The organism is Nitrospiria bacterium, assembly GCA_035498035.1.
Taxonomy (GTDB): Bacteria; Nitrospirota; Nitrospiria; order JACQBZ01; family JACQBZ01; genus JACQBZ01.
Map to the genome: position 1 here is coordinate 1 of DATKAN010000039.1, position 16,859 is coordinate 16,859.

Annotated in this window: 16 protein-coding genes; 8 read left to right on the plus strand and 8 right to left on the minus strand. The window is 59.6% G+C overall.

Features of this window, described 5'->3' with window-relative positions:
• The 5 genes from VMN77_08370 to VMN77_08390 all read right to left on the minus strand — a co-directional run.
• A partial coding sequence (locus VMN77_08370; protein HTN43794.1) for a hypothetical protein occupies positions 1-391 on the minus strand: 391 nt, incomplete at its 3' end.
• Positions 392-655: 264 nt separating this feature from the next.
• The gene (locus tag VMN77_08375; protein ID HTN43795.1) at positions 656-1,300 is read right to left on the minus strand and encodes an outer membrane beta-barrel protein; all 645 of its coding nucleotides are present in this window, start codon (positions 1,298-1,300) and stop codon (positions 656-658) included.
• A 45-nt stretch (positions 1,301-1,345) separates the two neighbouring features.
• Positions 1,346-2,113, minus strand: a complete 768-nt coding sequence (locus tag VMN77_08380; protein ID HTN43796.1) for a LamG domain-containing protein — start codon at positions 2,111-2,113, stop codon at positions 1,346-1,348.
• Positions 2,114-2,492: 379 nt separating this feature from the next.
• Positions 2,493-5,033: an ATP-dependent helicase HrpB gene (gene hrpB / locus VMN77_08385; protein HTN43797.1), complete on the minus strand. Its 2,541-nt coding sequence runs from the start codon at positions 5,031-5,033 to the stop codon at positions 2,493-2,495.
• Entirely contained in the window at positions 5,030-6,223 is a 1,194-nt protein-coding gene (locus tag VMN77_08390; GenBank protein HTN43798.1) for an MFS transporter, read from the minus strand. The genes hrpB and VMN77_08390 overlap by 4 nt, the downstream gene beginning before the upstream one ends.
• Before the next feature lie 254 nt (positions 6,224-6,477).
• Between VMN77_08390 and VMN77_08395 the strand changes: the two genes are divergently transcribed.
• The 8 genes from VMN77_08395 (at position 6,478) to VMN77_08430 (ending at position 13,602) form a co-directional block, all read left to right on the plus strand.
• Positions 6,478-7,521, plus strand: a complete 1,044-nt coding sequence (locus VMN77_08395; protein HTN43799.1) for a mechanosensitive ion channel family protein — start codon at positions 6,478-6,480, stop codon at positions 7,519-7,521.
• Positions 7,522-7,524: 3 nt separating this feature from the next.
• The gene (locus VMN77_08400) at positions 7,525-8,202 is read left to right on the plus strand and encodes a DUF5752 family protein (protein HTN43800.1); all 678 of its coding nucleotides are present in this window, start codon (positions 7,525-7,527) and stop codon (positions 8,200-8,202) included.
• A complete protein-coding gene (locus VMN77_08405) occupies positions 8,199-9,416 on the plus strand; it encodes a glycosyltransferase (protein ID HTN43801.1) in 1,218 nt (405 codons plus the stop codon). The genes VMN77_08400 and VMN77_08405 overlap by 4 nt, the downstream gene beginning before the upstream one ends.
• Entirely contained in the window at positions 9,413-10,900 is a 1,488-nt protein-coding gene (locus VMN77_08410) for a trehalose-6-phosphate synthase (GenBank protein ID HTN43802.1), read from the plus strand. Before VMN77_08405 ends, VMN77_08410 begins: the two co-directional genes overlap by 4 nt.
• 3 nt (positions 10,901-10,903) lie before the next feature.
• The gene (otsB, locus tag VMN77_08415; protein HTN43803.1) at positions 10,904-11,743 is read left to right on the plus strand and encodes a trehalose-phosphatase; all 840 of its coding nucleotides are present in this window, start codon (positions 10,904-10,906) and stop codon (positions 11,741-11,743) included.
• Between the two features lie 62 nt (positions 11,744-11,805).
• Positions 11,806-12,084, plus strand: a complete 279-nt coding sequence (locus tag VMN77_08420; protein HTN43804.1) for a bacteriophage holin — start codon at positions 11,806-11,808, stop codon at positions 12,082-12,084.
• A 242-nt stretch (positions 12,085-12,326) separates the two neighbouring features.
• Positions 12,327-13,190, plus strand: a complete 864-nt coding sequence (locus VMN77_08425; protein ID HTN43805.1) for an HAD-IC family P-type ATPase — start codon at positions 12,327-12,329, stop codon at positions 13,188-13,190.
• A gap of 49 nt (positions 13,191-13,239) precedes the next feature.
• Positions 13,240-13,602, plus strand: coding sequence for an STAS/SEC14 domain-containing protein (locus VMN77_08430; protein ID HTN43806.1), 363 nt, complete (start codon positions 13,240-13,242; stop codon positions 13,600-13,602).
• A gap of 32 nt (positions 13,603-13,634) precedes the next feature.
• Here VMN77_08430 and VMN77_08435 read toward each other — a convergent pair whose 3' ends face one another.
• The 3 genes from VMN77_08435 to VMN77_08445 form a co-directional block, all read right to left on the minus strand.
• Entirely contained in the window at positions 13,635-14,162 is a 528-nt protein-coding gene (locus VMN77_08435; protein HTN43807.1) for a universal stress protein, read from the minus strand.
• Positions 14,163-14,639: 477 nt separating this feature from the next.
• A complete protein-coding gene (locus VMN77_08440) occupies positions 14,640-15,482 on the minus strand; it encodes a FoF1 ATP synthase subunit gamma (protein HTN43808.1) in 843 nt (280 codons plus the stop codon).
• Positions 15,479-16,859: F0F1 ATP synthase subunit alpha (locus VMN77_08445; protein ID HTN43809.1), on the minus strand; the 1,381-nt coding region annotated here is incomplete at its 5' end. The genes VMN77_08440 and VMN77_08445, both read right to left, overlap by 4 nt.

A 16,859-nucleotide genomic window follows, 5' to 3' on the forward strand; every position in this document is an offset into this window, starting at 1 on the left:
CCCATTCCCGAACCTCCAGTTCGTTTACGCCAAGCCATACACAGGCGGTATTGATCGTGATGAACACGATCACATTAATCTTCTCCCGCCCGGCCAAGCGCCCGTACCGACTGGCTTTCTCGAATTCTTTTCCCGCCACAATCGCCACCCGGGCCCCGGCGATTTTGTCGCGGTGAAGCTGATAGAGACCCACGAACTCTTGGAGTTCTTTCTCGTCGATCGTCGGCTCGAGGGAGGCGCGGGTTAGATCGACCAAGACGTGGGGCGCGGAAGGAAGTTTCGGGTCCTGCGACAGTCGGCGTTCATGCTCGAAGAGCTCCTCCTTCGTAATCTTTCCCACAAACACCTCGACTAAAAGGCCCGATGTTAATATCCGATAGGCATTGCTCATGGCGGAGTCCTCCTGCCTTCGATAGAGGAAATGCCAGCGGCCGGCCGCACGGGGCTCCGGGGCGGGCCCGCTGAACAGTCTCTCTCAAGGACCGCAAAAAGTCAACCCGAAAGAACGGCTCGCGAGAATCGGCATGAAGTGGGAGGCAGAGGCCTGTCAGGGGGGGAATACCTCCGAAGAACCTTTCGGGAGGATGGGTCATTGCCGCCCCGGACGCGGCTTGACGCGGGCGGTGGGCGCCGCGTTCCACGGATCACCAGGACATTAGAAATGGTAAGCGGCGCTTAATACAACTCCCAGTCCGCTTCCATTGACCCCGTTGTCGATACTGCCGCTTTCATTAATTCCTTTGGCGGATTTATATTCGACTAAATGGTAAACAACTGTTCCACCGGCCGAGATATAGGGGGTGAAATAGTGGTCGCCACCAACACCGAAGTCGATCCCCCATCCGGTTAATGTTGCGTCACCGATGCTGCCGGATAGATTGACCGCGGCATCTTTTAAATTTAGCTGATTGTACGTAATTCCGTACGTAATGAATGGTTGAATGGTTTCAGTCCTTAAAAAACTGTGTTTTAGAAGCAGGGCGAGGGACCGTTGATCCCCGTTTCCATGGGCTCCAAGCCATTCGACATTATGGACACTGTCCGAAGCAGCTATTTCGATCGCAAATGACTCACCAATACCGATGCCGGCCACCACGCCGATGCCGAAGGCTCCTTTAATCACCGGAATAGCTATGGCTTCTTGTGTCCCGGTCAGTTCTGATGAGCCGTCAAAATCTCCCTGAACCGTGGTGTAAGGAACGTTCAAGCCTAAATAAAATCCTTCTTTGGCTGAAACGGTCCGATCCAGACTGATCAAGATTGAAATACCTAAGATCCCGGCCAAAAGAAGTCTCTTCACGGATTGGGCATCCTTGTGTTTTTGGGTAATTCTCTTTAATTGATTTTATAGGTTCGTCTGTTGATAGTAATCCGCGATCTGGGTATCTGATAAAACTACATTTGAAATACGCAATTCGTCGATTTGGCCCTGAAATTCATTCAAATAAATGCCTGGAAAATTGGGCAAAGTTCCAACATAAAGTATATTATCGTCTCTTTGAATCGCAAACGCGACTGAGGAAGTGCTGTCCAGAGATCCGTCGATGTAAATTCGTGCATCGGAGCCGTTAAAAGTTACGGCAACATAGGTCCAGATGTTCAAACTGAGGGAAGCGGTGGATTTGATCATGGTTTGTGAAATGCCACCGTTGTCGAAAAGCAAGAACTCGACCTTTCCATCGTTTATCTGAAATCCGAAAGGGGCCAGTCCTACATTGGACGGGCTCACAATCTCATATATAGATCCGGGATCCAATGTCGTTGGGTATATCCAAGCGTCAACAGTAATTTCCTGGTTTTGAAAAACATTTCCTAGCGCGGGTATTTCGACACGACTTCCTGCCGAACTGAACTGAAGAGCCTGCCCCACTTTTCCGGAGACGCGGGTTGCGCCGAAGATGGTTCCGTTGAACCCGTTTCCGGACGAATCGATGGCGGTGCTGCCGCTCGTCTCGTCGAAATGATAGAAGGCGACCGTGCCATGGATTTCCGATGTCGATTCCGGACTTAACAAGCCGTCTTGATTACTCAAACATCCATCAAGGTCGAGAGCCACGATGAAAATAAGAAATAAAATAGTGGTTAAAAGTTTATATCTTAGACATGGTTTCATGACTTTTGTCCGTCTTTGTAATGCGGGATAGATCCAACGCTTCTTTTCGGTCCTGTAAGGCTATTTAGGAATGGATCGGAAAGCGCAGCAGAGGGGCTTGGAATTGGAGAAGCGGAAGAAATATGTACATTCATGACAATGGCCTATCTCGGTATGCCGGCTTGGGGATTGCGGCCTCGTTGTGAACTTAGTCAGAAGCCATGCCCAAGTCAACCATAAATCAAGCGGGAATATACCGGAACTCGTAAAGTTAGTCAAGAGGAAATAAATCAACTGTTATCCCAAGTAGCAGTTGTCTCATTCTTCCAGAATCAGAACAAGGAGATAAAGCTAATCGCCTTTGACAATGACTTACGCGAGACCGCAACGTGCCCAAATGCTATCGCGGACGCGGTTTTGTGCGGGCGGTGGGCGCCGCCTTCCACGGATCATCCGGCCACGGATGCTTGGGGTAGCGGCCTTTCAATTCCTTCTTCACCTCGGCATAGGTCCGCTCCCAGAATCCGCGCAGATCCTGGGTGACCTGAATCGGCTGGCGGCCGGGCGAGAGGAGATGAAGCGTCACGGGAATCTTCCCGAAGGCCACGCGGGGCGTGTCGGCCAGTCCGAACATCTCCTGCAGCTTTACGGCGAGCACGGGCGACTCGCCCGGCCGGTATTCAAGGCGCAGCCGCGATCCGCTCGGAACGGTCAGATGCGTCGGCGCGCCCTCTTCCAGGCGCCGTTGCTGTTTTCCGTCCAGGCGGGTCCGTAGAATGGCAAGGAGATCGAGCCCGGCCAGATCCTCCAGTCGTTTTACGCCGCCTAGGAAAGGACCCAGCCAATCTTCGATCGCCTCGTTCAGCGCGCCGTCGGACAGGTCGGGCCATTTTTCTTGAGGCAGCCATTGTCGAAGCGAAAGCACCCGCGCCTGAAAATCCCGCGACTCGCGCGTCCAGGGGAGAGCCCCGAGGCCGTGGGATCGAACGCCCTCCAGCGCGGCGGCGAGGACTTTTTCGGGGTCCGGTGCGGGGATCGCGCCCTCCCCGATGAGGAGCTGGCCCAGCCGTTCCTCGCGCCGTGCGATGATCCTCTTCGTTGGCGCGTCCCAGCGAACGACGTCCTCCGTGCGAAATCGGGACCCAAGATGTTCGCGCAACGCGTCGAGCTCGACGGGGGCGGCCAGATGGATCGTCCCCTCCGTCTCGCCCGCGTCAAGGCTGGCCGCAACGAGGTAGGGCGGGCGCATCCGATGCTCCGACCCCGGCAGTCGGGCGCCGCGTCCGGAAGCGAGGAGGTAACGGACATCCCCCGTCGAGCGTTGTTGCGCGATCCGGTCGGGATAGGCGAAGGCCAGCAGCAACCCGGTTCGATCGAGAACCTTCGCCGTTCCGGGATCCTTGCTTTGAATCAGCCGGAGAAACTGCCGGGACGCTTGCTCTGCACGCCGACAGGCGGCCGGATCGGCCCCGAACGACATCGCTCCCTCGCCTCCGCGCGTTCGAAAGGCCTGCAGGGCTTCGAGGCGGATCAGAAAATCGGCCGATTGTCTCCGCCCGACCGAGAGCGGGTCTCTCTCCGAAAGCAGGGCCGCGATGTCGCAGGCCAATCGTGCGAGGCCGAGTGCGTCCGCCTCGAGGATCATGTGAGCGAGACGGGGATGGACCGGCAACGCGGCCATCGAACGCCCGGCCGGCGTGATCGCGCCGTTCGGATCGATCGCGCCAAGCTCGGCCAGCAGGATGCGCGCCCGCGCGAGCGCGCCCTCGGGCGGCGGGTCGAGCCACGATAAGGTCTCGGGGTCGCGCGCACCCCACTGCGCCAGCTCCAGGGCGAACGGCGTCAGATCGGCGGCGCGGATTTCTGGGATCGGCCGTTCCGTCAGTCCGCGCTGCGCCGCCTCGCTCCAAAGCCGGTAGCAGACGCCGGGGCCGAGGCGCCCGGCCCGCCCGGCGCGCTGCTCGGCCGAGGCGCGCGACACGCGCACCGTCGTCAGGCCCGTCAGCCCGGTTCGCGGATCGAACTCGGGGACCCGCACGAGACCGGAGTCGATCACGACGCCGATCCCCTCGATCGTAAGACTGGTCTCGGCGATCGGCGTGGCCAGCACGACCTTTCGACGCGCCCCTTTCGTGGGACGGATCGCGCGGTCCTGCGCCTCCCAGGGGAGATCGCCGTAGAGCGGGAAGAGGTCGACCGGCCCGTCGGTCAGGGCTTTCTCCAGCCCTTCCTGTGTCCGACGGATCTCCCGGGCCCCGGGCAGAAATACGAGCACGTCGCCCCGATCATGTCTCAAAGCGTGGAGCACGGACTGTTGCACGGTCTCCGGCATCCGGGCTTCCGTATCGCGCGGGTCGTGGGCGGCGTAAAGAACCTCGACCGGAAAAAGGCGGCCCGGACTGCTCAGTACCGGCGCGCGGCCCAGCAGCGCGGAGACGGCCTGAGCGTCCAGCGTCGCGGACATGACCAGGAGTTTCAGATCCTCACGCAGCATCCGTCGGCTGTCGAGGCATAGCGCCAGGGCCAGGTCCGCATGCAGGTGCCGCTCGTGGAACTCGTCGAAGATCACGAGCCCGACGCCCTCCAATCCCGGGTCGGATTGAAGCCGCCGCGTGAGGATGCCCTCGGTCAGCACCTCGACGCGGGTTTTTTCCGAAACCTTGACGTCGAAGCGGATGCGGTAGCCGACCGTCTCGCCGACGGGCTCGCCGAGAAGATCGGCCATCCGCGCGGCGGCCGCGCGCGCGGCCAAACGGCGGGGCTCAAGGATCAGGATCGACCGATTCGCAAGCCACGGCTCTTCCAACAACGAAAGCGGAACGACCGTGGTCTTTCCGGCGCCGGGTGGGGCGGTCACAACGACGGAAGGATTCGCGGCGAGCGTCTCGCGCAACGCGGGGAGAATCTCCTGGACCGGCAACCGAAAGGGCAAACGGATCATCCTCGCACCGGGAGACGCCAAAGCAAAATACTTGCCGCCAACGCGAAGGCCGCCCCCGTTCCGAAGGCGGCCTCGGAGCCGAACGACTGCCAGATCCATCCGAACAGCAACGAGGCCGGAAGCGCGCCGACCCCGATCATCAGGTTGTACAGCCCGAAGGCCGATCCGCGGAGATGGGCCGGCGAAAAATCCGCGATTAAAGCCTTCTCGACGCCCTCCGTCAGTCCGAAATAAAGCCCGTAGACGGCAAACAGCGTCCAGGTCTCCCAGACCGAATCGGCGATCATAAAACCGGCGTAGGTCAATGCGTAGACGATCCATCCCGCGACGATCACCCGCTTTCTTCCCCACCGGTCGGAGGCGACGCCGCCCGGAACCGAGCTGGTCATCTTGACGATATGGAGAACGACCCACAGGAGGGGGAGATAGGCGACAATGACGCCGAGTTGTTGTGCTTTTAAAAGAAGGAAGGCGTCGGTCGAGTTTCCGAGCGTGAAAAGAAAGAGGATCAGCACGAATCGACGAAGCGTCCCTGGCATTTCCCGCCAAGCCTGCCGGATCCGCAGCGGTTCGGGCCGCGCGGTCGGCCGCGCTTCGGCCGGGATTTCCCGGACCCCGGCCCAAAGGACGCCGATCGTGATGACGCCCGGGATGACGGACAACAGGAAGACCGTCTTTATATTCAGGATAAAGACGTCGAGGAAAAGCGTGGCGAGAAGCGGCCCCACGACCGCGCCGGCGTGATCGGCCGCACGATGAAACCCGAAGGCCTTTCCGCGGTAGTCCGGCGGGGTGCTCTCGGCGATCAACGCGTCCCGCGGCGAGGTGCGAAGGCCTTTCCCGATCCGGTCGAAGAATCGCAATACCAAAACGGCAGGCCAGGAACCGGCCAGACCGATCAGCGGACGCGCGGCGTTGGACAGAAAGTACCCTCCGGCGACCCAGCTCTTCCGGCGATGGACGCGGTCCGAGATGAATCCCGACGCCAATTTTAGGAGCGAGGCGGTGGATTCCGCGATGCCCTCGACGATCCCCAGCGCGGCCGGGCCGGCCCCTAGAACGGACGTCAGAAAGAACGGCAGCAGCGGGTAGATCATTTCCGACGCCGAATCGTTCAGGAAACTGACCGCGCCGAGCAGCAGGACGTTGGCCGAAAGCCCGGCCCGCCAGCGACACGGGGCATTTTCCATAATGGGATTATTCCGGGTCATGGGACAGTGAACTCTCGGTGTATTGTATTCATTTGTTTCCGGCAATGCGAATAAAATATTGCGAACGAACTTGCGATTCATTATACTTTAATTGTTCGAGGAATCCGCCGAGGCGCGTTTTCTTTTTGTTCGTACCGTTTCTCCCCGGGTTCATCGCATCGGTTTCAACCCGTATCGCCATAGGGCATTCTTTATCCGATCGTTTCTAAGCCGGTTGAAAATTGGAGGTTCCGATGTCGTACGCCATTTTTGAACGAGTGGCGATGCCGCTGGTCATTTTCATTTCCGTAACGGCGGCCGGTCTGCTGCTTCGCGCGTGGGGGATGAATATCCTCGCCCGGTTGTCCCGGATCACGAAAACCGCCGTTGACGATATCGTTCTCCAGGCCGTGCGGTGGCCTTCCGTGTTCTGGATCGCGGCGATCGGTCTGTATGTTGCCCTTGGGACCTCCGAGCTTCCCAAGGACGCCATCGGCTATGCCTTCAAGCTCCTGCATGTTCTGGTCATCCTGTCCGTCACGCTCGTTGCGGCCAACCTGGCCTCGAGAATCGCGATTTATTCCATCCAAAAGGCCGAGATCCCGATCCAGGCGACGGGACTGACCCAGGGCGTGATCAAGGTGTTCGTGATCACGACGGGGGTCCTCATTTTGATGGAGACGCTTGGGATTTCGGTCACGCCCGTGCTGACCGCTCTGGGCGTCGGAGGACTCGCCGTCGCGCTGGCCCTCCAGGATACCCTGGGCAACCTCTTCGCCGGCGTCCATGTCCTGATGGAAAAGTCGGTCCGCGTCGGAGACTTCATCAAGCTGGAGACCGGACAGGAAGGGTACGTGGTGGATATCGGATGGCGGTCGACCCGGCTGAGGATGCTTCCGAACAACGTCGTGATCATCCCCAACGCCAAGCTCGCCCAGAGCGTCGTGACCAACTTTTACCTGCCGCAGCAGCCGATGTCCCTCCAGATTCCCGTCAGCGTGAGTTACGCCTCCGATCCGGAGCAGGTGGAGAGGGTCCTTGTGGAGGAGGCGACGGCGTGCGCGAAAGAAATTACGGGGATGCTGTCGGAACCAGCGCCGTTTGTCCGGTTCATCCCGGGATTCGGTCAGTCTTCCCTGGACTTCACGCTGATCTGCCAGGTGAAAGAATTTACGGATCAATACCTGGCCCAGCACGAGCTCCGGAAGAGAATCTTTAAACGGTTTAAACAAGAGGGGATCGAGATCCCGTTTCCGACCCGGACGGTTTACGTGAAGCGGAACGAACCGGCGAGGTGACCCGTGGGGAAGACGGACAGTCGGGCGAAGCGGCCGTTCCGGTTTTTTGAATGCACGAGCCTGATCCAGCCGACGGGAAGGCAGGCCCAGGATCTCTCCGATTTGCTCTCCCTGATCCGTATCGTGGACCCGGGCGTCATCTACCACCATACGCACCAATATTTCCTGAAGGCGGCCGTCGAGACGCCCGAATACCCGAACGACTTTGCCGTATGGGCCGCCCGGAGCCTCGAGGAAAGCGCCCTCGCGGAAAAATTGGCCAACCTGGACCTTTACGCCTTTTCCGAGATCGAACAGGTCCGCGCGGCCCTGATCGAGATCATCGAGTCGTATCTCGGGGAGAACCCCGCGCCCCGGCCGGCCCGAGACGGAGACGCCTTCTTCTTCAACGACGCGGTCACGATTATCGCGGAAACCGGCTTCGAGGCCGAGACCCTGCCCGCGTTCTTAGAAGCGCTCGATCGCGTGGGAACCAGCAGCATCTACTTCCATTTCTTTGAGGCGCGGTTCCGTCTGCGGCGTCCGGCGGACGACTTTTCGGTTTGGATCGGTTCCGAACTCAATCGTCCGGACCTCGCGCAGGCGATCCGCGGGTTGGACCCCTACCAGCTCAGTCTCGAAGGACTTCGCCATCGGATTTTAACCCTGCTTCGCCCGACCGTTGCGAGGGGTGTGCGTTGAGAGGCCTTTCCGAATACAACGGCATCGCCGAGCCGGATGAGATCCGGTTATTGACCCGTTTGGGGGAAAGGCTCCGCGGCCGCTCGTTCCTCCATGTCAACTCGACCTCCGTCGGCGGCGGCGTGGCGGAAATTCTCCATCGCCTGATCGCCCTGTTCGGCGACCTGGGCGTCTCGGCCCGGTGGGAAGTGATCAAGGGCGATCAATCCTTCTTCGAGGTGACCAAACAGATTCACAACGGTCTTCAAGGCCAGGCCGTCGAGATGAGCCCCCGGATGTGGGAAATCCATCGGGAGGTTAACGAGGCCAACGCCGGACAGATGGATCTGGACGCCGACCTTGTTTTCATCCATGACCCGCAACCGGTCCACCTGATCGAGCATCGCAGGAACGGCCTGTGGGTCTGGCGCTGCCATGTGGACGTGTCCCATCCGCATCCGCCCGTCTGGCGGGGGCTTGCGGCGGACGTCGGCCGGTACGACGCCGCAATTTTCTCGGGGGCCCAGTTCGCCCAGCAGCTGGCCGTTCCGCAATTTGTCGTGCCGCCCTCCATCGATCCCTTGAGCGAGAAAAATCGGGACCTGAGCGATCCGGAAATCCAGGCGGAGCTGGAGGCGCATCAAATTCCCCGGGACAAACCCATCCTGCTCCAGGTTTCCCGCTTCGACCGTTTCAAGGACCCCGTCGGCGTCGTTCAGGCCTATCGAATGGTGAAGCGGTATTACGACTGCCGATTGATCCTGGCCGGGGGAACCGCGACGGACGATCCGGAGGGGGAAGGAATCCTGGCCCGCGTTCGTGAAGAGGCCCGCGATGATCCCGATATCCGGATCCTGTTATTGCCGCCCTTCAGCGACCGGCTGATCAACGCCCTGCAGCGGGCCGCCGCGGTCGTCCTACAAAAATCCACGCGGGAGGGTTTCGGGTTGACCGTGGCGGAGGCGCTCTGGAAGGCGAAGCCGGTCATCGGGGGGGCGGTCGGAGGGATTCCCTCCCAAATCCACCACGGCGTCACGGGCTTTCTGGTCCATTCGGTCGAGGGCGCGGCCTACCGCATCCGCCATCTGCTGCATAATCCCGGGCTGGGAAAAAAGATGGGCGAGATGGGCCGGGAGCATGTCCGGCGAAATTTTCTGATCACACGGCAGGCGAAGGACTACCTGGCCCTATGGGCGGCCCTGGAACATCGGGGGGAGCGCGTGATCCAGATATGATCGATGACGATAACAACGGCGGACCTTCCGGGCGCCTTGCTGAACGGCTCCAGACCGGTGGAAGGCGCTTCATCGTGGTTTCAAACCGGGAGCCCTACGTCCACCGCAGGTCGCGGGAGGGAACACGCTGGATGCGGCCGGCGGGGGGCGTTACGGCCGCGCTGGATCCGCTGCTCCAAACCATGGATGGAACCTGGGTGGCCTGGGGGAGCGGGGACGCCGACCGCCTGGCCGTGGACTCGCGGGACCGGGTTCGCGTGCCGCCCGACCGGCCCGCTTATACGCTGCGCCGGATCTGGTTGACGGCCGACGAGGTCGAGCGGTACTACCATGGATATTCCAACCGGTTTCTCTGGCCGCTGTGCCACGTGACCCTGGATCGGGTCGTCTTCCGCCAAAATTATTGGGAGGGATACCGGAGCGTGAACGAGCGGTTCGCGGAGGCGATCCTTGAGGAACTCGACGAAAAGCCCGGGGTGGTCTGGGTTCAGGACTACCAACTGGCCCTCTGTCCGGCGTTTTTAAAAAGGCGGCGTCCGGATCTGACCGTTGCGCTTTTCTGGCATATCCCCTGGCCGGCGCACGACGTGTTCCGGATCTGCCCGCAGCGAAAGGAACTGCTGGAAGGACTGTTGGCCTGCAATCAGATCGGGTTTCATCTCGACCGGTATCGCGAAAATTTTCTGGAGTGCGTCAAACGGGAATTGGGCGAGGGTTCGGAGATCTCGAAGGAACGGATTCGGTACCGCGGACATGAGACCACGGTCTCCGCGATCCCCGTGGGCATCGATTTGGGGATGTTCGAACAACGGGCGCGTTCGCCGGAAACGGTGAAGCGGATGGCGAATATCAAAAACCGTCTGGGCATCGGACCGGAAACGATCGTCGGACTGGGGGTCGACCGGCTGGACTACACCAAGGGACTGCTCAAGCGCCTCTGGGCCCTGGAAGAGTTCCTTCGCCGTTATCCGGAATATCACGGCCGTTTTCTTTTCATCCAGATCGCGGCGCCCACCCGCGCCGAGAGCGAGCCCTATCGGGGATACCGGGACATTCTTCAGGCGAGCGTCCGGGAGATCAATCAGCGGTTCGGCCGCCCGGGCTGGAGGCCGATCGAATACATCGAGGGACAGCTCAGCCACGCGTCGGTCGTCGCCTATTACCGGCTGGCCCATTTCTGTCTGGTCAGCTCCGTTTACGACGGGATGAACCTGGTATCGAAAGAGTTCGTGGCTTCCAAGATCGACGAGCCCGGCGTGCTCCTGCTGAGCGAAATGGCCGGCTCCCTGGAGGATCTCGACGGGGCCCTGCCGATCAATCCCTACGACGTGGAAGGCACGGCCGAGGCGATCCGGACGGCGATCGAGATGCCCGTCGAGCAGCAGCGGATCCGGATCACCCGCATGAGGGAATCGGTTCGGAAGCACGATATCCGCGAATGGATGGGAAACAACCTGACCGCCATGACGGCGGCCTCCGGATAAGCGATGAAAAATTCAGTCCGACCGATCGAGGGGTTGTTAAGGCGGGCAAAGCCGAACGGATCCCCGGCGCTTTTTCTGGATTTTGACGGCACGCTGGCGCCCCTCGCCCCCCGGCCGGATCAGGCCTGGCTGAAGTCCGAAACGCGTCGTCTGCTGACGCGGATCTCCCGACGAGTTCCCGTGGCGGTTCTCAGCGGGCGATCGCTCTCGGATATCAGGTTCCGTGTGGGGATTAAAGGAATCGTTTACGCGGGGAACCATGGGCTGGAAATAGACGGAGAGGGTTTGCGGTACCGCATGGAAGGCGAGGAGGATTGGCGGCGTCGGCTGCGGTCCCTGGGGACCCGGTTGCGGGATGGTCTTAAAGGCCTGCCGGGTATTCTCATCGAAGATAAGGGCTACACCCTGAGCGTGCATTACCGCCTGGCCGGCGGCGCCGTCCGACGGAGGGCCGCCCGGCTATTGGCCGGGTGCCTGAGGCCGCTTCGGCGCCGGGGGCAGGTCCGGGTGGGCCGGGGGAAGGCGGTCTGGGAGATCCGCCCGCCGATCGATTGGGACAAGGGAAGCGCCGTCGCCTGGATTCTGCGCCAGCCGGAGTTCCAGGGTCGGTGGCCGTTGTACATCGGGGACGACGAAACGGATCAGGATGCCTTTCGCGCCATCCGGAAGATCGGTCTCGGAATCGCCGTTGGGCCGCCGGGGAAAAAAGGGTGGGCCCGCTATGCCGTCCGGGGACCGAGAGACGTCGGCGTGTTTCTCCGGCGGCTGCTTACATTGCTGCCCGTGGAAGCCCCGCGATCGCGGGGGACGGAACCCCGTTCGGGATCCCATCCGAAACGATGATCGCGACGAAGCGATGAAGACCGTTCGTCAAGATTGTAAGGGAATATAAATGGGAGGATCTCATGAAATTGAATGTAAAGGCTTTCGCGTTGACATTTGGATTGATCTGGGGATTCGGTCTTTTCTTTCTGACCTGGTGGATCATGGCGTTTGACGGGGCCACGGGCGAGGCGATGTTCATCGGACGGGTTTATCGCGGGTACTCCGTCAGTCCCGCGGGCAGCCTTATCGGTCTGGCGTGGGCCCTGATCGACGGTTCGATCGGAGGCGCGATCTTCGCCTGGCTGTATAATTTGATCGCCTCGCGCGATTCCAAGTTAGGATGGGTTACGTCGGGATGAACCGATGGAGATAAGTACGGCGGGACGTGCGCTACATGAGAGAGGTTTCGATTCCGGAATCGACCTCGCTCATGCAAAAACTCGCCGGAGAACGAGCTCAGCATGCCGGTACGCGAACAGCGGAGCTGAGGAGCCGGAGAATGATTCATGTGCCGCGGGGAAACGACGGGTCCGTTTTTTCAGATGGCGCCGGAATTCGAGCCCGCGGTGAGGGCCGGCGTCCGTGTTCCGTGATTTAAAGTGTGGCTGACGTGAACAAGCACACCGACGATTATTCACGACAGACGATCGACGAAACCATCCGTGAGTTGCAGACGGACGGCGCGCGCGGTTTGGAAAGCGCCGAGGTGGACAAGCGCATCGGCCGCTTCGGCTTCAACGAGATCGCGGAAAAAGAAGAGCCGCTCTGGCACCGCGTCTTCCGCCGCTTCTGGGGTCCGATCCCCTGGATGATCGAGGCGGCGGCCCTTCTCTCGGCGGTCGTCCGGAAGTGGGATGATTTTGTCATCATCGCCATCATGCTTTTGGTAAACGCCGGTCTGGATTTCTTCCAGGAGCATCGGGCGCTGAATGCGCTCCAAGCCTTGAAACAGCGCCTGACCGCCGAAGTCATCGTACTGCGCGACGGGAAATTCATGACCATCCCGGCGCGGGAGCTGGTGCCCGGCGACGTAATCAAGCTCAGGATCGGGAACATCGTGCCCGCCGACGTCCAGTTGCTTCAGGGCGATTACCTTCTCATCGACCAGTCCTCGCTGACCGGCGAGTCCCTGCCGGTCACAAAAAAGGAGTACGGGTTTTCCGAGGACATGATCCGCAGCCTGCTGTTCTTGAAACTGATCGTGGCCGGCCACAGCACACTGTACATTACACGCGCCCGGGGATGGTTCTGGCAGCGCCCCTGGCCCTCCCCCCTCCTGTTCGGGGCCACCTTCGGCACCGAGATCCTCGGCACCTTGATCGCCGTGTACGGGTTTCTGATCACGCCGATCGGTTGGAAATATGCGGTCTGGATGTGGGCCTACGCGCTGGCGTGGTTCGTTTTCAACGATGCGGTCAAAATAGGGGCCTACCGCTTAATGAGGCAACGGGAGGTGGGGGCTTAGGACTTGTTCCTTCCTTCTCGATCGGCGCGACAACTCTAAGGAGGAAATTATGATTGAGCAGATCCAGGACCTTCCCGACAATGTGTTGGGTTTCAGGGCCAAGGGCATTGTAACGGCAGCCGATTACGAGGCCGTGATCGTTCCTTCGGTCGAAAGGACGCTCTCGAAACATAGCAAGATGCGGATTCTCTATCATCTCGGCACGGAATTCTCCGGATTTGAAGCGGCCGCGATGTGGGAGGACATGAAAATCGGCCTGAAGCACCTCACATCGTGGGAAAAAATTGCCGTGGTGACGGAGGTGGACTGGATTCGAGCAGCAGTGAAGGCATTTGCTTTCCTGCTGCCCGCACGGATCCGTCTCTTTAATAACAGTGAATTCCACGTCGCCCGTGAGTGGGTGTGTGAATAGCGGTTCCGCATTTCCTGCTCGTGTGGAAGGGATCAGGCTTTCCCTTTTTTTCCTCTCTCCGGGGCCAGGCGAAGAGCTTTTTCGGCTTTGACCGTGATCACGGGACAGGAGACGCGCTCAATCACCCTTTCGGCGGTGCTTCCCATAAAGGCATGAGCGAAGCCTTTCCTGCCGTGGGTGCCCATGACCACCATATCCACTTTGTTTTCTTGAACAAATTTTACGATTTCTTTGAAAGGTTCGCCCGTAAGGACGTGTCCCTCGGCGTTGATTCCGTTATTGTTCAAGCCCTGAACCTCTGTCTCAACCCGTTCGCGCAGCGTTTGGTTCCAATCCATAAAAGGATCCTTGGACCGAAACCCGGGAGGAAAGAAGGATGTCTCGACCCAATAAGCCGGCCATTCGACGACATGAAGAACGAGGACCTTGGCGTTAACCATCCTGGCGAGTGAACCGGCATAAACGATGGCCCGTTCCGACTGGACAGAGAAATCCACGGGCACAAGTATCTTTTTGATGTTTACCGAAAAGCCCGGTTTTTTTAATTCTGGACTAGCCATTTTCACTCCTTCCTCTTACTTGTTTATTCTTCCGAGCCGCGCATCGCAAGCCGGCTCAATCGCATTGTGCCTGAACTGCCGATTCAGCCGGCGTCGCATGCACGACGGAATCTCGGCCGGTGTTCAAAGCCGTTGGGCGCATTATCGCACGTCCCTCGCAGGAAAATCAAAGCGGGAAAGAACCCGGACGGGGGGAGAATAAGATGAAGCAATAATATCGGAATGCGGTCTCAAAAAACCGGATTCCGACCGCCGGATGGGCATGACCCGGAAGCCCGGCCCGGCTTTTTTCATCGTAGGGGATTGGTGTTTTTCCCTATCGATCACGGGACTTTTTTGGTACCATGGGGATCACGGTTGAAGATCGGTTGACCCGCGAGATTCTATCTGAGTGAGATGAAGCTTGCTTTGATTCTTTCCGGCGGGGCGCGATGGCGGCCTACGAGCCGGGAGTCGTTCAATCCCTCAGCCCTGAGATCAGGTCTTCTTCAGGGCCTCGAGGCTCAGCATGATCACTTCGATCTCCTCGGTGATCTCTTCCTGACGAAGCCTGTTGCGCGTCTGAAAAAGTTGGAACGAGTCCTGTTCGATGGTCCGGATCGCATGATCCATGTGTTGTTGACGAAGGAGGTTTTCCGCCATCAACGAGCCGTAGAACAGTCCATGGATGTGATGAAGAAGGTAATGGTCAACCAGCTCGGTCATGAGGGAATGGGGCGACAGGTTTAATCGCGGTGGGTAAGGAAAACGAGGGCCCCTCCGTTCCGTTTGCTTAAAGGGTTGAAAGACCGATACCGTGGTTCCTTTTTCCTCCGCATGGTGATGAAAGACGGTCAGGCGTAACGCGCCGCGGGTGGACTTCAGGCTGTTCAGCGTCTCCATTAATCGGGTCAATACGGATTCCACTTCTTCCACGACGGCGGGACCCTCGAGCGAAGCGGCCACGCGAGGTTCATTCGCCAGCCGGACCGAGAGCCTCCGTCCCACCGCAACCACGGCCACCTTCTCCGGAGCGGTCCTTCGGAGCTGGGTCTCAAACGCCGGAAGCAGGGTTTCGTTGAAATCCCCGCAAAATCCGCGTTCCGAACCGATCAGGAGATAAACGTCCCGGCGGGTTTCCGGTTCAGCCAGGAAGTCGGGATAGAAACTCAGGAAGTCCGCCGCGACCGTCTCCATGTCGTCCACGACCCGTTGTTGTGTTGCGAGGAAACGGGTCAGTTTGTGCATTTCGATGAGCGAGAGGTTTTTCATGGCGTTCAGGATGTCCTTGATGTCGCCCAAGGCCCGCAGACGCCGTTCGATTTCCCGACGCCTTGTCATGGCGAACCCTTCGGTTTCAGCCAACTGGAGACCGCTTGAGCCCAGGTTTCATGGCTGTCCGACAATTGAAGTCTGCTTTCAGCCAAACGAACGGCCAGCCGGTCCAAGCGCTCCGGAATGTCGCCGGGGTCCGCGTCGTCGAAAAGCCCCTCGTTGTAAGCGACCAACCAGGCCATTTGAAACTCGATGCTCAGCGGGGACAGACGGCCCTGTTTCAAAATTTCCCGGAGGACCCGCCCCCGTTTGACCTTCAATTCCATGGAGGCTTCCAAGCGGGCCCCGAACCGCGTGAATACCTCCAACTCCAGAAACTGAAGATAATCGAGTTTCATCCGACCCGCTTCCTCCTTGATGCGCGGATGCTGGGCCTTGCCGCCGACCCGCGACACCGACCTGGTGATATCGATAGCCGGAAGATACCCGGCGGCGAACAGCGCGCGGTCAAGATAAACCTGACCGTCGGTGATCGAGATCAGGTTGGTCGGAATGTAGGTGGCGATTTCCCCTTGTTCGGTTTCCACGATGGCCAAGGCCGTCATGCTGCCCCCGCCGTGGGCGCCCGACAGGCAGGTGGACCGCTCCAGCAAACGCGAATGCAGATAAAAAATATCGCCCGGATAGGCCTCGCGTCCGGGGGGACGGCGCAGCAGCAAGGATAGCTCACGGTACGTACGCGCATGGGTGGTCAAATCATCGTACACCACCAGAGTATTTTTTCCCTGTTGCATCCAAGCCTCGGCCACCGCGCATCCGGCGAATGGAGCCAGGTATTTCAGACCCGGCATGGCCGTCGCTTCGGCGACGAGCACGACGGTATGAGCCGCGGCACCGGCCTGACGCAACGTTTCGATCGTGTTGACCACCGTCGATCGTGTCTGGCCGATGATGACATAGATGCAATAGACATCCTTGCCTTTCTGGTTAATCACCGCATCGATCGCCAACGCGCTCTTGCCCAGTCCGTTATCGCCGATTATCAATTGCCGCTGGCCTTTCCCAATCGGAATCACAGTGTCGATGATCTTGTTGCCCGTGTAGAGCGGCTCCTTTACAAAATCGCGCGCCACGATGGGGGGCGAGAGCGCCTCCATATCCCGTCGCCCCCTGCAGTCCGGCATCGAACCCCCATCCAGCGGGTTCCCCAACGGGTCGATAATGCGCCCGAGCAGGGCATCCCCCACGGGGAGGCTGAGGCGCCGGCCGGTGAGGAAGGCAGCCATTCCGGCCGTTAACTGTTCCGTTTGCTGCAAGAGAATAGCCCCCAGCGAGTCTTGGGCCAGATAGAAGACGAGGGCCCGGCTGCCGTCTTCCAGTTGAAGGATCTCATCCATCGCGGCCGTCGGCAGTCCTTTAATCCAGGCAATTCCGTCTCCGATC

Excerpts from the sequence above, each read along its gene's own strand:
- otsB (HTN43803.1), top strand. The coding sequence starts at position 10,904 with ATGAAAAATTCAGTCCGACCGATCGAGGGGTTGTTAAGGCGGGCAAAG.
- VMN77_08395 (HTN43799.1), top strand. The coding sequence starts at position 6,478 with ATGTCGTACGCCATTTTTGAACGAGTGGCGATGCCGCTGGTCATTTTC.
- VMN77_08410 (HTN43802.1), top strand. The coding sequence starts at position 9,413 with ATGATCGATGACGATAACAACGGCGGACCTTCCGGGCGCCTTGCTGAA.
- VMN77_08440 (HTN43808.1), bottom strand. The coding sequence starts at position 15,482 with ATGACAAGGCGTCGGGAAATCGAACGGCGTCTGCGGGCCTTGGGCGAC.
- hrpB (HTN43797.1), bottom strand. The coding sequence starts at position 5,033 with ATGATCCGTTTGCCCTTTCGGTTGCCGGTCCAGGAGATTCTCCCCGCG.
- VMN77_08430 (HTN43806.1), top strand. The coding sequence starts at position 13,240 with ATGATTGAGCAGATCCAGGACCTTCCCGACAATGTGTTGGGTTTCAGG.
- VMN77_08420 (HTN43804.1), top strand. The coding sequence starts at position 11,806 with ATGAAATTGAATGTAAAGGCTTTCGCGTTGACATTTGGATTGATCTGG.
- VMN77_08380 (HTN43796.1), bottom strand. The coding sequence starts at position 2,113 with ATGAAACCATGTCTAAGATATAAACTTTTAACCACTATTTTATTTCTT.
- VMN77_08435 (HTN43807.1), bottom strand. The coding sequence starts at position 14,162 with ATGGCTAGTCCAGAATTAAAAAAACCGGGCTTTTCGGTAAACATCAAA.
- VMN77_08390 (HTN43798.1), bottom strand. The coding sequence starts at position 6,223 with ATGGAAAATGCCCCGTGTCGCTGGCGGGCCGGGCTTTCGGCCAACGTC.